The sequence below is a fragment of the Tenacibaculum ascidiaceicola genome, from assembly GCF_047470925.1.
Lineage (GTDB): Bacteria > Bacteroidota > Bacteroidia > Flavobacteriales > Flavobacteriaceae > Polaribacter > Polaribacter discolor.
In genome coordinates, this window is record NZ_JAZKJP010000005.1 from 38668 (window position 1) to 62562 (window position 23895).

Genomic DNA, 23895 nt, shown 5'->3' on the forward strand with positions numbered 1-23895 from the left:
TTATCTATTAACCTTTATCAAATCCATACTCTCTTTCTACTTTGCTTATTCGAAGTTGATATTTTTTATACCATCTCTCTCTTCCTATATTTCTAGCTTCAGCATGCTCTATATTATTTTTCCATTTTAAGATAGCATCCAAACTTTCCCAATAAGAAACCGTAATCCCTACATCACTTCTCGCTGATTCTACTCCTAAATACCCTTCTTGTTCTTTAGCTAAATTGTCCATTTTTTCAGCCATTTCATAATATCCTTCTGTATCATCTGAAAGAGTTGTGCTAAAAATTACTGCGTAATACGGAGGTTTTAAATTATCTACTATCATAAAATTAGTTCATATTTTGTTTCTGGTAAGCCAATATCGTCACTTATAAATTTCTCTATCACAACAAAGTTAAATCGTTCTAATATTTTAGCGGAAGCTATATTTTCATCCACCACACACCCAATAAGTTTTTTCATTCCTACCGATTTACAGTACTGTATTAATCCTTCACAAAGTTCAGTTGCAAAGCCATTACCCCAGTATCGTTCTATAAACCGATATCCTATTTCATCATTTCCCTCTTCATCTTTTACCAAAGCAACCGTACCTACAAATTCATTGTCTGATTTACGTTCTATGGCATATATCCAAAAATCATTTTTTTTATTAGTGTATCGTGCTATCAGCTGTTTTAAATCCTCTTTACTTTCTTCTAAATTTTTAGGTTCTCCAGTTGCATATTGCAATACTTTAGGGTTACTTTCTAACTCATAAAAAGGTTCTATATCAACAACTTGAAGCTTTCGAATAAGTAATCTTTTCGTTTCAAAAATCATGAATATTATCGTACTTTTGCAAACCCAAAACTGCTTTAGGCAGTAGTAGATTAAATAAACTATACGAACTTCTAAAAAATTAAAGACTTGTACAAGGCTTTTGTTTTTTATTTAGGACAGAGAAAAGATGAATGTAGATAAGAAAGTAGCTTTTTACACATTAGGTTGTAAATTAAATTTTTCAGAAACCTCAACCATTGCCAGAAACTTTGTTAATGAAGGGTTTGAGCGTGTTGAGTTTGAAGAAAAAGCAGACATATATGTAATTAACACCTGTTCGGTAACAGACAATGCTGATAAACGTTTTAAAAGTATTGTAAAATCTGCATTAAAGAAAAATGAAGAGGCTTTTGTTATTGGTGTAGGTTGTTATGCGCAATTAAAACCTGAAGAATTAGCTGCTGTTGATGGTGTAGACTTAGTATTGGGTGCTACTGAAAAGTTTAATGTAACTAGCTATATTAACGACTTAACCAAAAATGATATTGGTGAAGTACATTCTTGTGAGATTGAAGATGCCGATTTTTATGTAGGTTCTTATTCTATTGGAGATCGTACTCGTGCTTTCTTAAAAGTACAAGATGGATGTGATTATAAGTGTACTTATTGTACCATTCCGTTAGCACGTGGAATTTCACGAAGTGATACGTTAGAAAACGTATTAAAAAACGCTAAAGAAATTTCTGAGAAAGGAATTAAAGAAATTGTTTTAACAGGAGTAAATATTGGTGACTACGGAAAAGGAGAATTCGGTAACAAAAAGCACGAACATACTTTTTTAGAGTTGGTACAAGCACTTGATAAAGTTGAGGGAATTAATCGTTTACGAATCTCTTCTATTGAACCTAATTTATTAAAAGATGAAACGATTGATTTTGTTTCAAACTCAAACACATTTGTTCCACATTTTCACATTCCACTACAATCTGGTAGTGATGAACTGTTAAAGAAAATGAAGCGTCGTTATTTACGTAAAGTATATACTGATAGAGTTGCTAAGATTAAAGAAGTAATGCCTAACGCTTGTATTGGTGTAGATGTTATTGTTGGTTTTCCTGGTGAAACAGATGAATTATTTTTAGAAACCTACAACTATTTAGCAGACTTAGATATTTCTTACTTACACGTTTTCACTTATTCTGAAAGACCAAACACAGAAGCTGTTGAAATGGACGGTGTGGTACCTAAGAAAACACGTGCAAAACGTAGTAAAATGCTACGCGGATTATCTGTTAAAAAACGTAGAGCTTTTTATGAAAGTCAGTTAGGTAATACCTTAACAGTTTTATTTGAAAGTGAAAATAAAGAAGGATATATCCACGGTTTTACAGAAAACTATGTAAAAGTTAAGGCTCCTTGGAATCCTAAATTGGTAAATACATTACATACTGTTACGTTAACAAAAATAGATGAAGACGGTTTAGTTCGTTTTGATTTTGTGGATGCTGGAGTTATTGCTTAACTTGTCAACTAGTTCACACAATCAAAAAACTCATTTATGAAGTACCTATTATACTCTTTTTTAGCCTTAGGAATCTCTTGTGGTATTCCTAAAAAAAGTTCTGAAACCAAATTAACAGAGCCAATAGAAAAAGAAACAATTATTGAAGAAGAAGTTATAAAACCTATAGCTTCTCAAAATGAGTTAATTATTGTTCTTAAAAACGCTAAAAGCATTGATGATGTAAAATCACTTATAAAAAATAGCGGCTTAACTTGGAGTAAAATGGCTTATGAAACAGATGCTTCAAAAATAGGTATTGTTGAAGTTCCTGAAGGAAAGCGTGATTTTTGGATTGATAAACTTCAGGAAAGCGGAGAGTTTAGATTGGTTGATGCCAACTCCGAAGAAAAATTAACTAACATTATTTCCGAAGAAAAAAATAACCTTTTAAGAATTATCAAAACTCCTTGTTTTGGTGACTGTCCCGTATATTCTGTTTCTATTGATAAAGAAGGAAATGTTCTTTACAACGGAATTGAATATGTATTAGTAAAAGGAACACAAAAATTTACACTATCAGAAAAACAACTGCAAGAGCTAAACAATAAGCTTAACAAAAAGGATTTTGCTAGTTTTAAAGATGTTTATAGCAACCCTAAAATTCCAGATTTATCTAGTACTTATATAGTTCATGATGGAAAACAAATCTTAATTCGTTTATGGAAAGATATTCCTGATGAGCTTATTGACGTACACGAATATATTGACGGTATTTTATTAGACAAAAAGTTTATTGAATAATGCCTAAAACTCACTTGTATTTTGTCCCTGGTTTAGCTGCCAATACCAAAATATTTGAGCGTATTTCTTTACCTGAAGAACATTTTGAACTGCACTTTTTAGATTGGATGCTACCAACCTCTATTAACGAAAGCATTGAAGAATATGCTCAACGAATGTGTGCTAAAATTCAACACAAAAACCCTGTGTTAATTGGAGTTTCTTTTGGAGGTATTATGGTACAGGAAATGAGTAAAATTATTGATTGCAAAAAAATAATCATAATATCAAGTGTTAAAAGCAATAAAGAGTTTCCTAAACGTTTTAAACTAGTACAAGTAACAAAAGCCTATAAACTTTTCCCTTCAAAAGTTATTTCAAATATTGAAAGTTACGAACGCTATTTTTTTAATGATTATTTAAAAAAACGAGCTGAGTTATATAAAATATACCTATCAGTTAGAAACAAAGAATATTTGCAATGGGCTATATACAACGTATTACACTGGAAACAAAAAGAATCTATTCCCGATATAATTCACATTCACGGAAAAAAAGATGAAGTTTTTCCTATAAAATATATTAAAAATTCAATTGAAATTGAAAATGGCACGCATGTAATGATTTTGAACAAAGCAAAAACAATTTCTGAAATACTAAAAAAGGAATGTTTTTTGATGGATTAACATCATTACACAACTTGACAAAAACTAAAAGAGAAATGAACAAATCAATCCGCTTCTTATCTATCTTAACTATAGTATTTGTTGGAATTTTATTTACCAATACTATAAGCAAATCAAACGAACCAACCATTAAAAATGTAGCGGAAAGTTACGAGGTTAAAGCTCTAAAATTACCTAACGATTTAAATTTAGCAGGAGAACGAGTTCCTATTGAAAAACCTGACATTAGAGAACGAATGGACCGCGAGTTATTAGTAAACACCTATTGGCAGTCTAATGGATTGTTACTTATAAAACGTGCAAATAAATACTTTCCTATTTTAGAGCCTTTGTTAGAAAAATATGGTTTACCTGACGATTTCAAATTCTTAGCCTTAGCTGAAAGTGGTTTTATTGATGAAACATCCCATGTTGGTGCAGCTGGTATGTGGCACTTTATGAAACAAACAGGTAAAGAATATGGTTTAGAAATTAATAGTAATGTTGATGAACGTTATCATATAGAAAAATCTACTAAAGTAGCTGCTGAGTATTTAAAAAAATCGAAAGAACGTTTTGGTTCTTGGACGCTTGCCGCTGCGGCTTATAATGCGGGTAACTATGGTATTTCTAAAAGATTAGATGCTCAAGGTGTAACCAGCTATTACGATGCATTGTTACCTGATGAAACCGAGCGTTACGTTTTTAGAATCTTAGCTTTAAAAGAAATTATAACTAACCCAAAAGAGTATGGTTTTGTTTTCGATCAAGAAGATTTATATACCCTTCCTGAAACCTATACTGTTAAAGTAGATACTGCTATTAGTAATATCGCCTTATTTGCTAAAAAATTCGGAATTACCTACAAAGAGCTTAAGCTACATAACTCTTGGTTACGAGAAAACAAATTAAACAACCGTAGTAGAAAACTATACGAAATTAAAATTCCAGTTAAATAGTGAAAAAAGCACTTCCTTATATATATCTATTTATAGGTATATTTATTTTAATTAATACGTTTTCTGCCTTTTCTCAAAAAAGAGAAGTGTATCGACTCCTATTCAACTTCACAACCGAAAACCAATATGTTTTCTTACTCGTTAGAGTTTTGTTTGCTTCTTGGTTTATAGTTGATGGCGTTAAAAAATTGAAACAAAATAAAACCGAATCATAATAAAAAAGCTCATTCTTTCGAATGAGCTTTTTTATTTATTTAAACTTTATTTTCTATTGAAAATCAGTATTTAATTTTATGTAATCTAAGAATTCACGTTTGGTTTCTTTGTTTTTAAATGCTCCACCAAACTCAGCAGTAACTGTACTACTTTCAATATCTTTAATACCTCTTGAGTTAACACATAAATGTTTTGCATCTATAACACATGCAACATCTTGAGTTCCTAAAGCTTCTTGCATTGCTTGTACTACCTGCATAGTTAAACGCTCTTGTACTTGTGGGCGCTTAGCATAATACTCAACAATACGATTCATCTTAGATAAACCGATTACTTTACCATTAGAAATATACGCAACGTGAGCTCTACCAATAATTGGTAATAAGTGATGCTCACATGTTGAATATACAATAATGTTTTTTTCAACTAACATTTCACCATACTTATAAGTATTGTCAAATGTTGACGCTTCTGGTTTATTTTGTGGGTTTAACCCCATAAACAACTCATTTACGAAAGCTTTTGCAACCCTTTTAGGAGTACCTTGCATGCTATCGTCAGTTAAATCCATTCCTAACGTTTCAAGAATTTCTTTAACGTTCTCTTGAATTTTTTCAATTTTTTCTTTGTCAGAAATATCGAAAGCATCCGCACGTAAAGGCGTTTTGGCCGACGTACCAATGTGGTTCTCTCCTATTTCATCTATGCTATCGTCATTCATTTTGTTGTTGTTCACTTCAAACATTTCTATCTAAAATTAGTAGGGCGCAAATTTACAACATTGTTGGTAATTTACTGCACTTTATTTATCAATTCGTCTAAAGAACAAGTAGTTTGCTCTCCCGTCGACATATTTTTAACAACAAGCGTACCATTTTCAACAGTTGTCACTACAAACTCAATTTCTCTATTTGTAGCATATTTCCACTGCTTTTTTTGCTGGTTGTTACTGCTTGCCACATCTGGATACATTTCTGACTTTATGTTGTTTTGTCTTAATGTTTTTATGGCTTTTACTTTATCTAAACTCTCGCTTTCTTCAAAATTTAAAAACAATACTTTAGGCTTTGGTAATTCTACTGCTTCAAACAATCCTAACTCTTCCATTACCAAGTAAATTCTATCCAATCCAAAAGAAATTCCTACTCCAGAAACATCTTTTAAACCAAAAATACCTGTCAAGTCGTCATAACGACCTCCACCACCAATAGAACCCATTTTTACACCTTCTGGAGCTGTTACTTCATAAATAGCCCCTGTGTAATAGTTCAGTCCTCTAGCTAAGGTTACATCTAATTCTAAGCTTGCTGAATCTAGTCCTAAACTTTCTACGTTATTAACTACGGTTCTCAAATCAGCTACACCTTGTAATCCTTCTTCCGAACCTTGTAACATAGCCTCTAAAGAAGCTAACTTATCTTGATTACTTCCAGAAAAATTAAATAACGGATCAACTTTTTCTATCGCTTCAGCAGAAATTCCTTTCTCCAACATCTCCTTAACTACACCGTCTTTTCCTATTTTATCTAACTTATCTAAAGCCACTGTAAAATCAATCAGTTTGTCTGATGCACCAATTACCTCAGCAATTCCTGATAAGATTTTTCGGTTGTTGATTTTGATAGTCGTACCTTTTAATCCTAACTTACTAAAAACAGTATCATATAATTGCACAAACTCAACTTCTTGCCATAACGAAGTACTTCCTACCACATCGGCATCACATTGATAAAACTCACGGAAACGTCCTTTTTGTGGTCTATCTGCTCTCCAAACTGGTTGAATTTGGTAACGTTTAAATGGAAATGTAATTTCGTTTTGGTGTTGTACTACGTAACGTGCAAACGGAACTGTTAAATCGTAACGCAATGCTTTTTCAGAAATTTTTGAAGTAACTTTTTGACTGTCTTTATCTGCCAATAAGTTTTCATCTACTTTCTTTAAATAATCACCAGAATTCAAGATTTTAAAAATCAATCTATCCCCTTCTTCACCATATTTCCCCATCAATGTAGAAGAGTTTTCAAAACTTGGTGTTTCAATAGGTTGAAATCCGAAATTTTCAAACGAATGTTTAATTGTATTGAAAATATAGTTTCTTTTTGCTACTTCTGTTGATGAAAAATCTCTTGTTCCTTTTGGGATTCCTGGTTTCATTTTTTTTATGAATTTTTAATTATGAATTTTTAATTATGAATTTATTGATAATTCGTAATTATTAATTCGTAATTTGATTTGCGTTTTAGCCTGCAAATATCCGAAAAAATATGAAGAATAATGTTATTTAGCGGTCGCTTTATTTTTACGTTTTAAACGATAAATCGTGGCGTTTAACTCAAAACCTAAGAGTAAAATAATAGCATTTAACCATACGAACAACATTAAAATTAACAGGGTACCAATTGAGCCGTATAGTTGATTGTATTGAGCAAACTTAACTACATAAATTCCAAATAAGTAAAAGGTAAACATAGATACTACTGTAGTTAAAATAGCACCTGGAGAAAAGAATTTCACATCTTTACCTTGTTTGGTTCCGTACCTAAAGAGTAAAGATACAATGGTAAAAATCATTACTAAAAACAAGAAACCTCTTCCGTAGTAAAACAAGTCTAAATCTCCTGTGTTTAACCATCCAATTTTGTGAATTCTTGTTAAGGCTATTTGATAAAAAATAATGAGTGTTACCGTTACGATTAAGAAAAATGACATTAGCAACGATACTGCTAACGAAATAAAATAGGCTCTTAAAACATTTCTTACTTCGGTTACATGATAAGAATATTCAAACCCACCAAATATTGCATTTACACCATTGGTCATTAAAAAAATAGAGGCTAAGAAACCGAATGACAATAATCCACCGTATTGATTGTTAATAATATCTTTTATAACAAAATCTACCGCCTCAAAGGTTTTTGGTGGTAATGCTTCTTGCATTAATGAAAGTAACCCGTCTTGAAATCCATCAATCGGGATGTAAGGAATCAATGTTAAAATGAATAATAAGAATGGAAAGATTGCCATAAAGAAACTAAAAGCAATACCTCCTGCCCTTGTAGTTAATGCTCCTTTTACAATACCAATAACATACATTTCAAGTACATCGTACAAAGACATTCCTTCTAACCCCGGAATTTTAATTTTCTTTCCAAAGGCCACGAGCCAGTTAATTACTGGAATTTTCTCAAGGTTTTCTTCTATCTGTTTAGTCATTTTCTTTTTAGTTGCAAAGTGTTTCTAATTTATGAGACTCAAAGATGCTAAGTGTTTTTAGTTGCAAAATTTTTATCGTTTTTCTTTTAGCTTTCTTATTAAACTTGATAGCATTCTCTCTCTTGATTCCCCATAAAGTCTGTCAAAAGATTCCTTTGAAATATACTCTAAGTTTGAAGAAATTTCAAGTTGCGTTTGTAATTCAAACAACGAGGCTACCACATTACTCCACTACAATATCATATTTATACAATAGTCCAGCAATATTCTCTTTGGAAAATTTCGTTTTTTTTACTCTATTATTTTCAGGATCAATTGCAAAATTAGTAGCAGTTGTAAAATCTGCTTTTTCTAAATTCGTCTGATCAAAAATTGCTCCTTTTAAATCACAATCTTTAAAGAGACCTCTACTTAAGTCAGCTTCAACAAAATCTACTTCTTGCAAATTACAACTTATAAATTTTGTAGTGGGAATTTTTAATTGGTAAAAAGAAGATAAGTTTAGCTGGCAGTTATGAAAGCTCATTTCTAGCAAAAAGTTGTTGCATTCATTAAACTTTACCCCAACCATTTTACAATTTTCAAAAGTGCAATCTTTAAAAAAAGTGTGGTTTACCACTGTATTACTAAAATTACAGTTGATAAACTCACACTCTAAAAATTCAATATTTGAAGCATGTACGTTCTCGAAATTGCAATTCTCGAACGTACAGCTGTCATATTCTCCTTTGTTGATTTTTGTTACTGTAAAATCAACTTTTGTAAATGTTTCGTTGTCAAAGAAATCATTCATTTATTGTAACCCTCTTGCTTTTAGCATTGGTTCTGCCTGTGGATCTCTTCCTGCAAAAACTCTATACATTTCTGCATAATCCATCGTGTTTCCTTTCGATAAGATTTGCTCTCTAAACTTCTGACCGTTTTCTCTAGTTAACAATCCGTTGTTTTTAAACCAATCGTACGCATCGTGACTTAACATTTCTGTCCATAAATACGAGTAATATCCTGCTCCATATCCTCCACTAAAAATATGTGCAAAATACGTTGAACGATATCTTGGTGGTACCTCATCAATCTTTAACTTCATTTTAGCCAAAGCTTCTTCTTCAAATTTAGCTACATCTTCAATAGTAGTGTCTGCTGAAATAGTGTGCCATTGCATATCTAAATTAGAAGATGCTAAGTTTTCTATAATTGAATATCCTTGATTGAACGTTCCTGCATCTTTAATTTTTTGTAATAATGCATCAGGAATTACTTCTCCTGTTTTATAATGCAATGCATAGTTGTTTAATACCTCTGGATGTGTTGCCCAGTTTTCGTTAAACTGCGACGGGAACTCTACAAAATCTCTTGCCGTACTTGTTCCTGAAATTGATGCATATTTTTGATTTCCGAATAAACCGTGTAACGCATGTCCGAACTCATGGAAGGTAGTTTCTACATTATCAAAACTAATTAATGCTGGTTCTCCTTCTGCTGGTTTTGGATAATTACAAACGTTGTAGATTACTGGCTTTTGACCTCTTAATTTAGATTGCTTTACAAAAGCACTCATCCACGCTCCTCCTCTTTTACTATCTCTTGCAAAGAAGTCTCCGTAGAACAATCCTAACTTACTACCATCTTCTTCAAAAATTTCATACACTACCACATCTGGGTGATATGTTGGAATATCTGTGCGCTTTTTAAAGGTAATTCCGTATAATTTTGTTGCCGCATAAAACACTCCTTTTTCTAACACGTTGGTTAACTCAAAGTATGGTTTTACCTCATCTTCATTTAAGTTGTACTTAGACTTACGTACTTTTTCAGCAAAATGATTCCAATCGTATGGAGCTAAAGTAAAATCGTTTCCTTCTTTGTTGATTTCTGCTTGAATTTCTTTTGTTTCAGCAGCTACTTTTTCTAATGAACCAGGAATTAATCCGTTGAACATTTCAAAAACTTTATCTGGTGTAGAAGCCATTGTTCCTTGTAAGCTCCAACTAGCAAAGTTGTCAAAACCTAAAATTTGTGCTTTCTTAGCACGCAACGAAGCCATTTTCTTTACTAAATCACTTGTATCGTACTCACCTGCATCTGTTCTGTGAATAGATTTTTCGAACAATTGTTTACGAACTTCTCTATTTTCTAAAGTTTGTAATAAAGGTTGTTGCGTAGTATTGATTAATTGGATTTCGTACTTTCCGTCTTTCTCTAATCCTTTAATTGTTTCTTCTGAAAGTCCTTTTAACTGTTCTTTATCCGTAACCGTTAAACCTCCTTTTTTACTAGCATCTAATAACTTTTTTCCGAAGTCGTTAGATAAGCTTGCTAACTCTGCATTAATTTCTTTTAACTCGTTTTTCTTTTCTTCAGATAAGTTAGCACCTGCTTTTACAAACTTTTTATATTGTTCTTTTACCAAGTGTTTAGACTCTGCATCCAACTCTAAGTTGTCTAAATTATCGTGTACCGCTTTTATTTTTTCAAACAACTTGGTGTTTAATAAAATTTCATCGTTGTGTTTAGAAAACTTTGGAGCTAATTCTTTTTGATTGTCTTTAATTGTATCGTTCGTATGTGCACCTGCTAAAGCATAAAAAACTGCCTCAACATTATCTAACGTTTTGCTACTTTCTTCAAAAGCTATAATTGTATTTTCAAATGTTGGAGTTTCTGTATTTGCTATAATTTTAGCAATTTCTTCATTTTGAACTTCCATACCTTTTAAAATTGCAGGCATAAAGTGTTCGTTTTTTATTTTGGTAAAATCAGGTGCACCATAAGGTAAACTGCTTTTTACTAATAATGGGTTTTCTACCATGTTTGAAGTGGTTTCTTTTTTAGTTTGCTCTGTTTTACACGACATAGCTACTACTAGCGTTGCTATGAGTAATAGTTGTTTTTTCATGATGTAGTAAGTTATATTAATCGACTGCTTTTAAGCTTAAATCCATATTATATACTGAATGTGTTAAGGCTCCAGACGAAATAAAATCAACACCACACTCTGCATACTCTCTAATAGTCTTTTCGTTAATTCCTCCAGAAGATTCTGTTAAACATGTATCTCCTATCATTGCTACCGCCTTTCGGGTATCTTCATAGTTAAAATTATCTATCAAAATTCTATACACCCCTTCGTTTTGTAAAATTTCTTCAATTTCTTCTAAACTGCGTGCTTCAACAATAATTTTAATATCTAGTCCTTTTTCCGCTAGGTATTTCTTAGTCTTGGTTATTGCTTGTGTAATTCCGCCTGCAAAATCAATATGATTGTCTTTAATCATTACCATATCGTATAAGGCAAATCGATGGTTTTCTCCACCCCCTATTTTTACTGCCCATTTTTCTAAAGCACGGATTCCTGGTGTTGTTTTACGGGTGTCTAACACCTTAGTTTTGGTTCCTTCTAACAGGTCTGCAAAAAACTTGGTTTTGGTTGCTATAGCACTCATACGTTGCATGGCATTTAGTACCAAACGTTCTGCCATTAATATGGATTGTGATTTTCCTGATACGTAAAAAACAATGTCTCCATACTTCACTTCTTCTCCATCATTTATTAAGGTTTCAACTTCTAATTCTGGATCAACATAATTAAACACCATTTTAGCAAATTCTACCCCAGCAATTACTCCTTCGTCTTTTACTAATAGCTTTGCTTTACCTTTTGCATCGGCAGGAATACATGATAAAGAGGTATGATCTCCGTCTCCTATATCTTCTCTAATAGCATTGGCTATAATTAAATCTAACTCTTTATTAAATTGTTCTTTTGAAATCATAGTTTTGAATTATTGACGTAAAAATACAACTATTTTTAGTTCTCCGTTTTGAGTTATTAGTTTATTGTTTGATAATTTTCATCACTCCTTTGCTAACAAAGTTCTACAACTTCTACAGTTTTTTTCTAATGTTTAATAGCTTTATAATTATTAAAATGACTCTTGTTTTTTGGGCTAATAGGGTTGCCATTATTTTAAAAAAACTGAGAGCTATTACTTACTACTTGACACTCTTGGTTAAAATACTTGCTTTTACGGAATGCTTTTTATGGTTATTGGTTGTTTTTTTATACTTTGCTGTTAAAAACCTAATTTTTATAACGAGAAACTTACTTTTTCTTCGCTTTTAACTACTTAAATACTATGGCAATAAACTATCCTTTTGGTCTTCCGTTGAAACATAATTTTGCTGAATTTGTGCATTATAATGGGTTATTTCTTCCGCATGAAACGGAACGAATTCTTAATTTATGGGATGATAATGAAAAAATTAAAGCTACGCTGAGCGGAGCAGACACTTATGATGATGAGCTTCGAAAAAGTGATGTGATGTTTATTGATAATACTCCTGAAAACGAATGGATTTACAACCGATTGGCTGGTTTGGCTATTAAATGTAATAACGAACGGTATTGGTTTGATTTATTGGGGTTTCATAATTGTTTGCAATTGGCTAGCTATACTGAGGGTGATTTTTTTGATTGGCATTTGGATTTTGGTGCGGGTGAAATTTCTGATAGAAAGTTGAGTATTTCTATGCAGTTATCTGACCCAGATGAGTATGAGGGTGGTGATTTACAGTTTATGTTTAATCAGAAAATTGTAAGTGCTCCTAGAGAGAAAGGTACCATCATTGTTTTTCCTTCTTTTATGATGCATCGTGTTACTCCTATTACTAAAGGGGTTCGTAAGTCTATTGTTGGTTGGGTTGCGGGTCCTCCGTACAGGTAGTGGTTAATCGCTAGTTGTTAGTTATTAGTTTTTAGTTTTTAATGCTTAGTTGTTAGTTCTTGGGAGTTAGCGGTTTATTTCTATGCAAAGTTCTTATGATGTTACGGCAATTACTTTTGATAAAAAGGTCTGCGCCGTAGTGTCTGCGGAGCATACCGTGATATTAGCGACCCGTGCCGCGGTGTCTGCGGAGCATGCCGTGATATCAGCGACCCGTGCCGTGGTGTCTGCGGAGCATGCCGTGATATTAGCGACCCGTGCCGCGGTGTCTTCGGAGCACGCCGTGATATCAGCGACCCGTGCCGTGGTGTCTGCGGAGCATGCCGTGATATCAGCGACCCATGCCGTGGTATCTTCGGAGCATGCCGTGATATCAGCGACCCGTGCCGTGGTGTCTGCGGAGCATGCCGTAATATTAGCGACCCGTACCGTGGTGTCTTCGGAGCATGCCGTGATGTTAGCGACCTTGACTACTACATCTGAAATCGTTAATGACACCTAAAACTACTTTTATTACTTAAATAGTTGGACTTATGGGATTCCGTAAGAATGTATACATGCTTTGTGTTAGGTTAGCAGGGATATAAACACAGAATACAATTATAGCCTTACTAAAGTAGTTGTATAACGGTGTATTATACATCTATATAAATAAGTTGTACATAATGCATGAAAAACAAAGAGAAAATGACAAAATATAGATTTTTTAATAATAATACAGGTCCAATAAAGGAAAATGAAATAAAAGCATTTCAAAAAGCATTGAGTATTTGCAATTCTGAAAAAGATGTTGATTCTATAATTTTATTAATTCACACAAAAAATAATACAGGTTATATTGAGCGAATTTTTGACACAAGGAATATAAAAAAATTATTTAGTGGAATAAAAATTGACCCAAATTATCCACCAATTCGTATAGAAACTTTAAAGACTTTTAACGACAATCATCAATCAAAATATGTAGTTGTTACTTTTGGACTTCGTTCTGAAGAAATATATAAATACGAGGATTTTGAAAGTGTAATTGGAATTGTTGCTCATCAATGGGTTGAACCTGATGTTAAAAATTGGGCAAAAACTTATGGAGCAATTGATATTGACACAAATCAAGAAATTGAGAAAACAAAAAAACCTGGTTTAGTAATTCAAAAAGCATTTCAAGACTTAACCAATGCTATTAATATGTCAACAGGAATTGTTCAATCGGACGACAATAATAGATGTAAAACTTACATACGAGCGTTGAAAAAGTATGATTATGATTTGAATTCGCAGGAAATATTCTCTTTTCTAACAGCAGAATTGAATTGGGATTCTGATAATGCGAATGATGTAATTAAATTAATTGACAAAGTAAATTCTGGAGGATATTTTCAAGGCGGAGAAAAAACAGGATTGAAATATTATATTAAAAGATGGAAAGAAGAATAAGCACTATGTACAACACCATATATAATTTATTGCTGGCTTCTTGCCTACTTGTGAAGTTAAGTGCTAAACCACGCAACTGTTCATAGCCGCGACCGTTGTAGTTAATTAAAAAAACGAAATAGAAATGACATTTTTACTTATTATTTGCATTATAATTATTATTGTTTTACTCTCGAAAAACTCTAAAATAAAAAAAGAAAGAGATAAAAAGGAGAAGGAAAACTTAAACTTAAATCAAGAATTAGAAAAAGAAAAAAATGACTTTTCAGTTTATAAAGATTCTACAGAATATTTAAAGAAATATGAGCCAATTAGAAACATTGAAGAAGAACTGAAAAGAGTTTCTAGCGAAATTGAAGAAAAGATTGCAAAAACTGCGATTGAAATGGAAGAAGTTATTAAAACTTCAAAATCAGAAGCTAATGCAATAAAAAAAGAAGCTCGCGAAAAAGCTACAGAAACCAAAAATAGGGCTGAAACTATTTTAGAAAATGCCCATCAAATTGCAACGAAAATTGAAAATGAAGCTAATGCAAAAGCAGAAAATATAGCTGGTGAGGCTTGGGAAGCAAAAAATAACGCTGAACAGTATCAAAAAACTGTGAAAGCAATGAAAAACATTATAAAAGGATATGGAGACGAATATTTAATCCCCAATCATTCACTTTTAGACGATTTAGCAGAAGAATATAATCACAAAAAAGCAGGGCAGGAACTTGCGCAAGTTAGGACACTTATAAAATCTATGATTAAAAACAATGAAGTTGCAGATTGTGACTATGTTGAAACTCATAGAAAAACAACTGCAATTGAATTTGTTTTAGATGCATTTAATGGAAAAGTTGATACTATAATGTCTAAAGTCAAACACGACAACTATGGAAAGTTATTACAAGCCTTAAAAGATGCTTTCCGCCTAGTAAACCACAACGGTAAAGCTTTTAGAAATGCAAGAATTACGAATAGATATTTTGATGTCGTCTTAGAACAATTAAAACTTGCGGTTACTGTACACGAAATAAAGAAACGCGATTTGGAAGAGCAAAGAGCAATAAGAGAAGCTATTCGAGAAGAAGAAAAGGCAAGACGAGATTTTGAAAGAGCAAGAAAAGAAGCTGAAAAAGAGGAAAAAATGCTTGAAAAAGCAAGAAAGGAAATTGAAGCCAAATTATTAAAAGTTGCAGACGAAGACAGAGCAAAATTTGAGCAAGAACTAGAAAATATTAAGCAAAAACTATTAATTGCGGAGGAGAAAGGACAAAGAGCTATGTCAATGGCTCAACAAACAAAAAGAGGGCACGTTTACATAATTTCCAATGTTGGTTCATTTGGAGAAAATGTGTTTAAAATTGGACTTACAAGAAGACTAGAACCTTTAGACAGAGTTAAAGAATTAGGAGATGCTTCTGTTCCTTTTACATTTGATGTTCACGCAATGATTCATTCAGAAGATGCGCCAAAATTAGAAAAAGAATTACACGAAACATTTAACTCAGAAAGAGTTAATAAAGTAAATTACAGAAAGGAATTTTTCTCAATTCCTATTAGCGAAATTAAGGCTAAAGTTGACTCATTTGAATTAGAAACACATTGGACAATGAAAGCAGAAGCTTTAGAATACAGAGAAAGTGTAGAAATGAAAAAAAGACATTTAGAAAAAATAAATAACTAACCATATACAAACACGTTAGGCAACATTTGGGTGATTCCGGCGCGAAATTGAGATAAGAAACTTATAATAATCTGTATTAGAAATAGAATAAGAATATAAAAAAACATACATGAGCAGAAAAGTAATAGTCACAATAGATAATAGTAATTGTAAGTTTAAACTAAAGTATGTAGGGCGATGGTCTTATAACGGTGATGCTTCTTGGCAAAGCAATAATAGCGTTAAAGACATAGAACCAGGAGAAAAAATTGACATTATTTTAAACAGTGATGAACGAGGGGGATTGCATTATATCATGTACCCTTATGGAAATGGTAGAGCATTAAATTTAAAAATGGCTTTTATAAATCCTTCTTCGGCTTCAAAAGCTCAAGGTAGTGAATTTTGTGGTCTTCAGCATTATGACAGATGGGGTGGAGAAACTTTTAAGGTTCACTATAAAATAGGAGAACCTAACAAAGCCTGCTGGGAAGAAGGAGATAAGGTTTTTCCGGAGTTAAAATGTTTTGATAATTAAATAAAAAAGAAAATATTGTGAGTGAAGGAAGAGTAACTATAGTAATAGATAATTCACTAAATCCAAGTGAACTAACAATCAAAGAAATTTGGCACGACAATGATAAAGATTGGGAAAATGGTAAAGTATTGAACCATGATATTTATGATTATTGGAAGGGTAAAAAATTACCTACATCAATTCCAGCAAGAGAAAAAGCCTCGTTCGTTTTAACAGATGATGACCCTGCTGGTCTGGTTTATGAAACAGATAACTTATTTAAGAGTGGGAAGAAAATTAAAATGCGTTTTGGGTTTTATCAAAATTGGTATGACAATTTTACTGGATATGGACTTAAAGCAGAAGGCAGTGAATTGACTGGTTTGAGGAGTTATCATAAGTATAGTGGAGAGTCTCCTCATAACCTAAAATTATATTATCAAGTCTTTAGCCAAAGTTCGGGCTGGTGGGAAGATCCTCAATGGTATCCTGCAAGTAGGTATGGCTTTGCCGAATCTGAAGGGTTACAGCAAAAATCAATACCACGAAACCCATCTTGGATGAAGTATAATTTTGAATTGATTAAAAATAAAACATTACCCCAAATATGTATTCCTGGAGCACATGATGCTGCCACTTACGTTCCCTTTCATAGGATTGGTGGAATTTTTAGCAAAAACGGGATATCACAATGCCAATCTCTGAATATTAAAGAACAATTAGATTATGGTATCAGGTCCTTTGATTTTCGAGTCAAATACCAGAAAAATAATGACGATTTGGATTTCTATGTGTATCATGGCCAATCAGATTCAGATGCCAAAATTGAACCCATGCTAAAGGATATCTCAGACTTCCTAAAAAAACAACCTAAGGAATTTGTATTTGTGTGGTTTAACTCAATGGCAAATGATGGAACAACCACTTCTACTGTACTCAATGAATGGACAGACAATATTAATAGAAAGTTTGACAAAATACTCAAAAAGTACTTTGATTCCTATTTTGTGAATCCAACATGGGAATGTGACAAACAGAAACAAAAGGGAGTTAATCTGTCTGAACAACCCTTTGAAGAATACATAAAAAATAATCAAAGGGTATTACTTTCCTTATATATTGAAAAATCCAAATACTTAGGGCTTAAGGATATGGGTATTTATAGATATGCGTGGTCAAAGAATGACATTGCAGCTGTGGCTTATCCTATGTCTACAAGTATGGTAGATCTAGTTGACAGGGAACTTAAGGCTACTCAATTTGGAAAGTTTAGAAAACCAAAAATTCAATTTAAACTATTCTTAATTAAAGAAATGCTTTTAACTCCAGATGGGATAGGAACTGGAGTAAAAGGATATGCTGTTAGCAACGAAGATCAAAAACCGAACGACCCTACTTCTAACAGTGGAAAAAATAATGGAAATGGTTCAGTATTCATGGCCGAAAGATTAGTACGCAATGAAATGTGGCAATCTAACATAGGAATTGTTCACGCTGATTTTGTACAGTACGGAGATTTTATTCAAACTTGCATCCGCCAAAATAAGATTCAAATACCAGAAGAAAAAGAGGATATTATTAATTTAACAGTAAATGGCCAAAAAGGATGGAAAACAAGATTAACTGTAAATGGTTGTTACTTCAATGACAAACAATATCTGTCATTCGTAGGAACTGATAAGAAAATAAGGGTACTTAGTTCATCTGATGGGGTTAATTATACAAATCATCAAATAATTATTGGCAGGGCTGAATGGAAAACCAACCGACCCGTTGGAATTCATGTCTGGAAAAATAAACTATACCTAAGCGTGTTTGGGTATAATTCAGGAAAAGTATGGATTTTGTCCTCAGAAGATGGTAAGAATTTCACCTCTCATAGGGTTCTTAAGAAAGAAAAATGGCGTACAAATCATGAAATTGGCATAAGTTCGACCAAGGATAAATTATATCTAACCACTGCAACAGATGATGGTAAAATTTGGCTATTATCCACTAAGAATGGAAAGGATTTTGAAAAAAATGCTGTTTCTGATTTTCAAACCTTTTATCCAATAGGTATTACTACAAGGAAGAATAAAATTTATCTAACGGCTATTGGCAAGTATAGCAAAAGGATCTTTATATTATCGACTACAGACGAGAAGAACTATTCTAGGCGTCACCTTTTAAAGGACCGAGAGTGGAAAACCTATCATAAAGCAGGCATAACCGCAAGTAATAGCGGTATAATTATTACAGCTGTGGATAAAAATGGAGAAGTATGGTTAATCAAAAAAAACTTAGAAGAAAACACTACATTAAATACAAAATTGTCTCCGAAATTTATTGAAACTGCTCATAGTGTTGGAATATATAAAAGTAAAAAAACATCAGGTGGCATTACACAATTGCAAATATTAAATGGAGATGGTAGAATTTGGTTAATTGAATCAACAGATACTGTTGAATGGAAGAAAGGACTTTTTTTATAAACGCTAGATATAAACGTTATCCAACACTTTTTAAAATGTATTAAAACGCATTTTACACGGAACGTTAGCACCAACTTAAAAAAAGACAATGAATAAAGAATCTTTCCTACGGGAATTTATGACTGAAATTTGGAATAAAAAGAATTTTGATAAAATTGAGCAATACGTTCATCCAGAATATACAATTCACCTTGACACAACTGACCCTTGGGAGGGAAAAACCTTATCTCATTCTGAATTCATAGAACGATTAAGTTTTTCATTCAATTCATTTCCTGATATGAATTTTGAAATAACATCTGCAATTCCTGAAGAAAATCATGTTGCTATAACTTGGATTTTAACTGGAACAAACCTTGGTATGATTGGAGGATATCCACCAACTAAAAAATCTATAAATACAAAAGGCTTAACAATTTATCATTTTAAAGACAATTTGATTAATGGACATACTCAAGTTTTTGACAGAATAACAGTTATGAAACAATTAGGATTTATGTAATATGAAAACAAAAAAAGAACTTAAAGAAGAATACAAACAAATGAAAATTCCAATGGGAGTTTTTCAAATAAAAAACATTAAAAACAATAAATTTCTGATTGACCATAGTATTGATATGGAATCTAAATGGAACAGACATAAAATGGAACTCAAATTCGGAAACCATAGGAATAGAAGCTTCCAAAAAGAATGGAATGAATATGGAGAAGAAAATTTTGTTTTTGACGTTTTATCCGAATTAAAAAAAAGTGAAGAGGAAAATATTAACTACAATAAAGAATTGAAAACTCTTCAAAATCTGGTAATGGAAGAGTTGAATATTGAAAACATATATAAATAAAAAGCAGGTGCTAACATCGCATATATTTTTTTGTTAGTTCTGGCTTGCTTACGAAAATCCTTACGGATTCTCTGTTCGGTTTTTATTTGCTAAATTTAATGTTTAAACATGTACCTAACCATATACAATCATGCTGAACGTCACTAGAATAAAAGATGAATAAACTCACACGACAAAGGAATAAGGAGCTTGGATTGGGAGAGTTAATTGCAATTGCCTTGGGCGGAATGGTTGGTGGGGGCATTTTCTCAATTTTAGGTATAGCTACAGAAAATATAGGAAACGCAACACCTTATGCAATCCTGATTGGAGGTGTTCTGGCATTGTGTGCAGCTTATTCTTATGTAAAGCTAGCACTGCTTTATAAAGACGAAGGGGCAACGTATTCATTTTTCAAAAAATCTTTTCCAAATAGTGAGCTTGCTTCATCGGTAATCGGGTGGTTAATTGTTTTTGGATACATCAGCACCTTAGCTTTGTATGCCTTTACGTTTGCATCCTATTTCTGTAGTCAATTTGATACCCTAAATCATCCAATCTGGCAAAAAATAATCGCAGGACTTATTATTACCTTTTTTGCGATAATCAATTTAGTTAGCGTAAAAGGAATGGGCAAATTGGAAGATATATTAGTCTATTCAAAAATTGTGATTTTGTTATTTATATCTGGCTTACTAGCAGGAAAAGGAGATATTCAAAATCTAATTCCTGTATTTGAAAATCAAACCACACTCACTCAAATATTAATTGTATCAGCTATAACTTTTGTAGCCTATGAAGGATTTCAATTGGTTATTCATGCCTATAATGAAATGGATAATCCTCAAAAAAATATTCCAAGAGCTATTTATTCATCAATTGTGATTGCCACTTTGCTTTATGTAATTCTTTCAATCGCTGCATTATCTGCCATTCCAAAAGAAATAATTATTGCAGATAAAGAATACGCCCTTGCTGCTGGTACTAAAACCTATCTGGGGCAATTCGGACAGTTTATCGTAATCTTTGGGGCATTGTTAGCTACTTCAAGTGCCATAAGTGGAACGCTTTTTGGTGCCTCACGCCTAATGGCAGTAATAGCCAATGATGGCTACTTTCCAAAACAATTAGGCCAAAAGATTAAAACTCATATTCCAAACAAAGCTATAATAACAATGAGTGTTTTTGCTTATGTATTATTAGCTACTGGTGGTTTACAGGTTATATTAGAATTTGGAAGTATCACCTTTATTATTGTTTCAATGTTAATGGCTTATACCAATTACAGAAAACGTGTTGAAACAAATTCATCTCTAATAATAACTGCTACTTCATTCCTGGGATTATTACTCGCAGGTTTGCTAATAATATATTTTGAATTCACCGAAAACAAAGAGCAATTTATTTATATAATTATCATTTACATTCTACTTGGAATAGGAGCTTTTTTTTATTCAAAGAAGAAAACGAACGCCCAACAACGTGCATAATTTATTGCTAGTTCTAGTTACCCTGCAAAATCTTCTCGGATTTTCTATTCGGTTTGTATTTGCTAAATTAGTTGCAGAAACACGCAACGAAATCATACACAAATAAGTTGTGTGTAATTTAAGATATGGCAGATAAAGAGCATACCATAGAAATTGAGTTTTTAGACCACGTTGCAATTAGAGTTACCGATTTGGAAGCATCTGCAAGATGGTATGAAAAAGTATTAGGATTAAAGCGATATCAATTACCAGAATGGGGAGACTTCCCTATCTTTTTACTTTCTGGGAAATCAGGTATTGCATTGTTTCCTGCAAATACAGCTAACACTAAACTTGATTCAAGTTCAAAAAATGTAAAAATTGACCATTTTGCATTTAATGTGACTAATGAAAACTTTGAAAAAGCTAAAAAAAGATATACCGAACTAAATTTGAAATTTACTATTCAAGATCATTATTATTTTGATTCAATATATACTAAAGACCTTGATGGGCATACGGTTGAACTGACTACTATTAAAGTAAGTGAAGAAGATTTTTATAAGTAAAAGCTATACATATATTATCTGCATACTAAGCTTACCATACAAACAGTACATTTTTTCACAAACATAAAACACTAACACACTAAATAATAGAACATGATAAAAATCATATTTCAATCTAAAAACCAATCGTAAATTTGCGATAAACAATATGAAAAGAACTTTAGAACAAATAGAATATAAAGAGGACACCGAACTTTTAGCAAAATTTGCTAAAGCGCTAGGACATCCCACTCGCATTGCAATTTTAAAGCATCTCGAAAATCAATCGTGTTGTTTTACTGGAGATTTGGTTGATGTATTGCCCATTTCTCAATCAACAGTTTCTCAACATTTAAAAGAATTAAAAAATGTAGGTTTAATTCAAGGCGAATTAAAACCCCCAAAAATAAAATATTGTATCAATCAAGAAAACTGGAAAATAGCTAAAACATTATTTCAACAATTTTTTGATTGATATTTTCTCAATAACCTTATCGCTTGTTGCGATAAACAAACAGAAATAACATGACTAGAGTAATTAAAATTTTAGGAACAGGATGTCCAAAATGCCAATCAATGGCTGGCGTAGTTAAAGATGTAGTTTCAGCAAACAACATAGATGCAACTATTGAAAAAGTGGAAGATATAATGGAAATTATAAAATTTAACGTAATGACTACACCAGCTTTGGTAATAGACGATGTGATAACAATAAAAGGTAGAGTGCCTTCTAAAGATGAAGTATTGGAGCTTTTAAACTAATTAGAACCTACTATGTACTATCAAATAAAAGCCTCTTCCATTTCTAATGAAGATGCTGTTTTACAAATAAAGCAATCGAATATAGATTTTGGTACAACTTTAAAAACTGCCGAAACCTTGCCAAATCCTGCTGAAATATTCTTAGGTGCATTCGCTTCTTGTATATTGAAAAACCTAGAACGATTTTCGGGCATGATGAAATTCTCGTACTCTAAAGCAACTATTGAGGTTACTGCCACACGCCTTGAGAGTCCGCCAAGAATGGAAAACATCTCTTACAATCTGACAATTTACAGCAATGATAAAAAACTGAATTCAAATTTACTTAAGAAGAACATTGAAAAGTTTGGTACTATTTATAATACGGTAAAACTATCGTGTTCAATTTCAGGTACTATTAACACTGTTGAAAATGTTTGATTGGATACAAAACATAGCAGATTGGTTGGTTTTTGATGTTTTGAATTTAGAAAAAGGTCAACACTTAGCAAAAGCCTTAAATTTCTTTATTTATGATACTACTAAAATTTTAATACTACTTTTTGTTGTCATCTTTTTTATGGGAATTGTGAATAGTTATTTTCCTATAGACAAGGTTAAAAACTATTTATCTCGTCATAAATTATATGGCTTGGAATACCTTATAGCGAGCCTTTTTGGTGTGGTAACACCTTTTTGTTCTTGTTCATCTGTTCCGCTATTTATTGGTTTTGTAAGAGGTGGTATTCCTTTAGGTGTAACTTTTTCTTTCTTAATCACTTCCCCATTGGTAAATGAAGTTGCGATTGGTCTTTTTGTTGGCTTGTTTGGTATTAAAACAACTTTAATTTATGTAATTAGTGGTGTTTTATTAGGTACCATTTCAGGGGTTATTCTTCAAAAATTAAAATTAGAAACTTATTTAACACCTTGGGTAAAAGAAGTTTTAAAAAACGCTCAGAGAGAACAAGAAATATTTAAAGAAGAAAAACAAACATTACAACAACGCTTGCCAATTATTTGGTCTGAAGTTATACAAATTCTTAAAGGCATTATTTTATATGTAATTGTAGGAATTGCAATTGGCGGACTAATGCACGGCTATATTCCAGAAGGTTTTTTTGAGAAATATATGAACAAAGACAATCTTTTTGCTGTTCCTATAGCTACCATTCTTGCAGTACCAATGTATTCAAACGCATCAGGAATACTCCCAGTAGTCCAGGTATTGGTTGCTAAAGGTATTCCATTAGGAACTGCAATTGCATTTATGATGGGAGTAGTTGGGCTTTCGTTACCCGAAGCTATGCTTTTAAAAAAAGTAATGACCTTTAAGTTAATTGCCATCTTTTTTAGTGTCGTTACACTTTGTATTATCATTTCAGGCTACTTATTTAACATTATTATATAA

At 32.3% G+C, this 23895-nt stretch carries 26 protein-coding genes; 17 read left to right on the top strand and 9 right to left on the bottom strand.

The annotated features are described in order from the left end of the window. Nucleotides 1–7: 7 nt before the first annotated feature. Together VBY68_RS04615 and VBY68_RS04620 are read right to left on the bottom strand one after the other, a co-directional pair. On the bottom strand, nucleotides 8–328 hold the full coding sequence (locus VBY68_RS04615) for an antibiotic biosynthesis monooxygenase family protein (protein ID WP_415269034.1): 321 nt from the start codon (nucleotides 326–328) through the stop codon (nucleotides 8–10). Further along, nucleotides 325–825: a GNAT family N-acetyltransferase gene (locus VBY68_RS04620; RefSeq protein ID WP_124591210.1), complete on the bottom strand. Its 501-nt coding sequence runs from the start codon at nucleotides 823–825 to the stop codon at nucleotides 325–327. Before VBY68_RS04620 ends, VBY68_RS04615 begins: the two co-directional genes overlap by 4 nt. Before the next feature lie 127 nt (nucleotides 826–952). Here VBY68_RS04620 and mtaB point away from each other — a divergent pair, with 127 nt between their 5' ends. Genes mtaB through VBY68_RS04640 form a run of 4 tightly spaced genes read left to right on the top strand, consistent with a single transcriptional unit; the run spans nucleotide 953 to nucleotide 4673 of the window. Then, complete coding sequence (gene mtaB / locus VBY68_RS04625) at nucleotides 953–2287, top strand: tRNA (N(6)-L-threonylcarbamoyladenosine(37)-C(2))-methylthiotransferase MtaB (RefSeq protein ID WP_415269035.1); 1335 nt, start codon at nucleotides 953–955, stop codon at nucleotides 2285–2287. A 36-nt stretch (nucleotides 2288–2323) separates the two neighbouring features. Next, nucleotides 2324–3070: a DUF6438 domain-containing protein gene (locus tag VBY68_RS04630; RefSeq protein WP_121145745.1), complete on the top strand. Its 747-nt coding sequence runs from the start codon at nucleotides 2324–2326 to the stop codon at nucleotides 3068–3070. Further along, nucleotides 3070–3735 (top strand): lipase family protein, encoded by a 666-nt coding sequence (locus tag VBY68_RS04635; RefSeq protein WP_415269036.1) that lies wholly within the window; start codon nucleotides 3070–3072, stop codon nucleotides 3733–3735. The genes VBY68_RS04630 and VBY68_RS04635 overlap by 1 nt, the downstream gene beginning before the upstream one ends. A 35-nt stretch (nucleotides 3736–3770) precedes the next feature. Then, nucleotides 3771–4673 (top strand): lytic transglycosylase domain-containing protein, encoded by a 903-nt coding sequence (locus VBY68_RS04640; RefSeq protein ID WP_099215404.1) that lies wholly within the window; start codon nucleotides 3771–3773, stop codon nucleotides 4671–4673. 268 nt (nucleotides 4674–4941) lie between these two features. Here VBY68_RS04640 and folE read toward each other — a convergent pair whose 3' ends face one another. The 7 genes from folE to nadC all read right to left on the bottom strand — a co-directional run bounded on the left by folE (nucleotide 4942) and on the right by nadC (nucleotide 11878). Next, nucleotides 4942–5610, bottom strand: a complete 669-nt coding sequence (folE, locus tag VBY68_RS04645) for a GTP cyclohydrolase I FolE (RefSeq protein ID WP_394342531.1) — start codon at nucleotides 5608–5610, stop codon at nucleotides 4942–4944. Between the two features lie 71 nt (nucleotides 5611–5681). After that, nucleotides 5682–7046, bottom strand: a complete 1365-nt coding sequence (gene hisS, locus VBY68_RS04650; RefSeq protein WP_415269037.1) for a histidine--tRNA ligase — start codon at nucleotides 7044–7046, stop codon at nucleotides 5682–5684. 123 nt (nucleotides 7047–7169) lie between these two features. Continuing rightward, entirely contained in the window at nucleotides 7170–8105 is a 936-nt protein-coding gene (locus VBY68_RS04655; protein ID WP_099215354.1) for a YihY/virulence factor BrkB family protein, read from the bottom strand. Nucleotides 8106–8177: 72 nt separating this feature from the next. Continuing rightward, nucleotides 8178–8327: a four helix bundle protein gene (locus tag VBY68_RS04660; RefSeq protein ID WP_415269038.1), complete on the bottom strand. Its 150-nt coding sequence runs from the start codon at nucleotides 8325–8327 to the stop codon at nucleotides 8178–8180. 1 nt (nucleotide 8328) lies between these two features. After that, entirely contained in the window at nucleotides 8329–8898 is a 570-nt protein-coding gene (locus VBY68_RS04665) for a pentapeptide repeat-containing protein (RefSeq protein WP_415269039.1), read from the bottom strand. Continuing rightward, a complete protein-coding gene (locus VBY68_RS04670; protein WP_415269040.1) occupies nucleotides 8899–11001 on the bottom strand; it encodes a M3 family metallopeptidase in 2103 nt (700 codons plus the stop codon). A 16-nt stretch (nucleotides 11002–11017) separates the two neighbouring features. Further along, nucleotides 11018–11878 (bottom strand): carboxylating nicotinate-nucleotide diphosphorylase, encoded by an 861-nt coding sequence (nadC, locus tag VBY68_RS04675; protein WP_273694542.1) that lies wholly within the window; start codon nucleotides 11876–11878, stop codon nucleotides 11018–11020. Nucleotides 11879–12241: 363 nt separating this feature from the next. Between nadC and VBY68_RS04680 the strand changes: the two genes are divergently transcribed. The 13 genes from VBY68_RS04680 to VBY68_RS04740 all read left to right on the top strand — a co-directional run bounded on the left by VBY68_RS04680 (nucleotide 12242) and on the right by VBY68_RS04740 (nucleotide 23895). Then, on the top strand, nucleotides 12242–12829 hold the full coding sequence (locus tag VBY68_RS04680) for a 2OG-Fe(II) oxygenase (RefSeq protein WP_121145758.1): 588 nt from the start codon (nucleotides 12242–12244) through the stop codon (nucleotides 12827–12829). A 687-nt stretch (nucleotides 12830–13516) separates the two neighbouring features. After that, entirely contained in the window at nucleotides 13517–14263 is a 747-nt protein-coding gene (locus VBY68_RS04685) for a hypothetical protein (protein ID WP_415269041.1), read from the top strand. 124 nt (nucleotides 14264–14387) lie between these two features. Continuing rightward, entirely contained in the window at nucleotides 14388–15935 is a 1548-nt protein-coding gene (locus VBY68_RS04690; protein ID WP_415269042.1) for a DUF4041 domain-containing protein, read from the top strand. A gap of 109 nt (nucleotides 15936–16044) precedes the next feature. Next, nucleotides 16045–16452 carry a hypothetical protein gene (locus VBY68_RS04695; RefSeq protein WP_415269043.1) on the top strand — a complete coding sequence of 136 codons (408 nt, stop codon included), beginning with the start codon at nucleotides 16045–16047 and terminating at the stop codon, nucleotides 16450–16452. A gap of 17 nt (nucleotides 16453–16469) precedes the next feature. After that, complete coding sequence (locus tag VBY68_RS04700) at nucleotides 16470–18905, top strand: PI-PLC domain-containing protein (RefSeq protein WP_415269044.1); 2436 nt, start codon at nucleotides 16470–16472, stop codon at nucleotides 18903–18905. Nucleotides 18906–18993: 88 nt separating this feature from the next. Further along, nucleotides 18994–19407, top strand: a complete 414-nt coding sequence (locus VBY68_RS04705; RefSeq protein ID WP_415269045.1) for an ester cyclase — start codon at nucleotides 18994–18996, stop codon at nucleotides 19405–19407. A gap of 1 nt (nucleotide 19408) precedes the next feature. Continuing rightward, nucleotides 19409–19747: a GIY-YIG nuclease family protein gene (locus tag VBY68_RS04710; protein WP_274639420.1), complete on the top strand. Its 339-nt coding sequence runs from the start codon at nucleotides 19409–19411 to the stop codon at nucleotides 19745–19747. 155 nt (nucleotides 19748–19902) lie between these two features. After that, nucleotides 19903–21216, top strand: a complete 1314-nt coding sequence (locus VBY68_RS04715; RefSeq protein ID WP_121145779.1) for an APC family permease — start codon at nucleotides 19903–19905, stop codon at nucleotides 21214–21216. A 125-nt stretch (nucleotides 21217–21341) separates the two neighbouring features. Then, entirely contained in the window at nucleotides 21342–21764 is a 423-nt protein-coding gene (locus VBY68_RS04720; protein ID WP_415269046.1) for a VOC family protein, read from the top strand. 148 nt (nucleotides 21765–21912) lie between these two features. Further along, nucleotides 21913–22218, top strand: coding sequence for an ArsR/SmtB family transcription factor (locus VBY68_RS04725; protein ID WP_273694261.1), 306 nt, complete (start codon nucleotides 21913–21915; stop codon nucleotides 22216–22218). Nucleotides 22219–22268: 50 nt separating this feature from the next. Then, nucleotides 22269–22505: a thioredoxin family protein gene (locus tag VBY68_RS04730; RefSeq protein WP_121145785.1), complete on the top strand. Its 237-nt coding sequence runs from the start codon at nucleotides 22269–22271 to the stop codon at nucleotides 22503–22505. Between the two features lie 12 nt (nucleotides 22506–22517). Beyond that, nucleotides 22518–22925, top strand: coding sequence for an OsmC family protein (locus tag VBY68_RS04735; RefSeq protein WP_415269047.1), 408 nt, complete (start codon nucleotides 22518–22520; stop codon nucleotides 22923–22925). Continuing rightward, nucleotides 22918–23895, top strand: coding sequence for a permease (locus VBY68_RS04740; RefSeq protein ID WP_273694260.1), 978 nt, complete (start codon nucleotides 22918–22920; stop codon nucleotides 23893–23895). The genes VBY68_RS04735 and VBY68_RS04740 overlap by 8 nt, the downstream gene beginning before the upstream one ends.

What these genes read in the sequence shown, in the direction of transcription:
- VBY68_RS04615 (WP_415269034.1), bottom strand. Translation starts at nt 328, where the DNA reads ATGATAGTAGATAATTTAAAACCTCCGTATTACGCAGTAATTTTTAGC.
- VBY68_RS04620 (WP_124591210.1), bottom strand. Translation starts at nt 825, where the DNA reads ATGATTTTTGAAACGAAAAGATTACTTATTCGAAAGCTTCAAGTTGTT.
- mtaB (WP_415269035.1), top strand. Translation starts at nt 953, where the DNA reads ATGAATGTAGATAAGAAAGTAGCTTTTTACACATTAGGTTGTAAATTA.
- VBY68_RS04630 (WP_121145745.1), top strand. Translation starts at nt 2,324, where the DNA reads ATGAAGTACCTATTATACTCTTTTTTAGCCTTAGGAATCTCTTGTGGT.
- VBY68_RS04635 (WP_415269036.1), top strand. Translation starts at nt 3,070, where the DNA reads ATGCCTAAAACTCACTTGTATTTTGTCCCTGGTTTAGCTGCCAATACC.
- VBY68_RS04640 (WP_099215404.1), top strand. Translation starts at nt 3,771, where the DNA reads ATGAACAAATCAATCCGCTTCTTATCTATCTTAACTATAGTATTTGTT.
- folE (WP_394342531.1), bottom strand. Translation starts at nt 5,610, where the DNA reads ATGAATGACGATAGCATAGATGAAATAGGAGAGAACCACATTGGTACG.
- hisS (WP_415269037.1), bottom strand. Translation starts at nt 7,046, where the DNA reads ATGAAACCAGGAATCCCAAAAGGAACAAGAGATTTTTCATCAACAGAA.
- VBY68_RS04655 (WP_099215354.1), bottom strand. Translation starts at nt 8,105, where the DNA reads ATGACTAAACAGATAGAAGAAAACCTTGAGAAAATTCCAGTAATTAAC.
- VBY68_RS04665 (WP_415269039.1), bottom strand. Translation starts at nt 8,898, where the DNA reads ATGAATGATTTCTTTGACAACGAAACATTTACAAAAGTTGATTTTACA.
- VBY68_RS04670 (WP_415269040.1), bottom strand. Translation starts at nt 11,001, where the DNA reads ATGAAAAAACAACTATTACTCATAGCAACGCTAGTAGTAGCTATGTCG.
- nadC (WP_273694542.1), bottom strand. Translation starts at nt 11,878, where the DNA reads ATGATTTCAAAAGAACAATTTAATAAAGAGTTAGATTTAATTATAGCC.
- VBY68_RS04680 (WP_121145758.1), top strand. Translation starts at nt 12,242, where the DNA reads ATGGCAATAAACTATCCTTTTGGTCTTCCGTTGAAACATAATTTTGCT.
- VBY68_RS04685 (WP_415269041.1), top strand. Translation starts at nt 13,517, where the DNA reads ATGACAAAATATAGATTTTTTAATAATAATACAGGTCCAATAAAGGAA.
- VBY68_RS04690 (WP_415269042.1), top strand. Translation starts at nt 14,388, where the DNA reads ATGACATTTTTACTTATTATTTGCATTATAATTATTATTGTTTTACTC.
- VBY68_RS04695 (WP_415269043.1), top strand. Translation starts at nt 16,045, where the DNA reads ATGAGCAGAAAAGTAATAGTCACAATAGATAATAGTAATTGTAAGTTT.
- VBY68_RS04705 (WP_415269045.1), top strand. Translation starts at nt 18,994, where the DNA reads ATGAATAAAGAATCTTTCCTACGGGAATTTATGACTGAAATTTGGAAT.
- VBY68_RS04710 (WP_274639420.1), top strand. Translation starts at nt 19,409, where the DNA reads ATGAAAACAAAAAAAGAACTTAAAGAAGAATACAAACAAATGAAAATT.
- VBY68_RS04715 (WP_121145779.1), top strand. Translation starts at nt 19,903, where the DNA reads ATGAATAAACTCACACGACAAAGGAATAAGGAGCTTGGATTGGGAGAG.
- VBY68_RS04720 (WP_415269046.1), top strand. Translation starts at nt 21,342, where the DNA reads ATGGCAGATAAAGAGCATACCATAGAAATTGAGTTTTTAGACCACGTT.
- VBY68_RS04725 (WP_273694261.1), top strand. Translation starts at nt 21,913, where the DNA reads ATGAAAAGAACTTTAGAACAAATAGAATATAAAGAGGACACCGAACTT.
- VBY68_RS04730 (WP_121145785.1), top strand. Translation starts at nt 22,269, where the DNA reads ATGACTAGAGTAATTAAAATTTTAGGAACAGGATGTCCAAAATGCCAA.
- VBY68_RS04735 (WP_415269047.1), top strand. Translation starts at nt 22,518, where the DNA reads ATGTACTATCAAATAAAAGCCTCTTCCATTTCTAATGAAGATGCTGTT.
- VBY68_RS04740 (WP_273694260.1), top strand. Translation starts at nt 22,918, where the DNA reads ATGTTTGATTGGATACAAAACATAGCAGATTGGTTGGTTTTTGATGTT.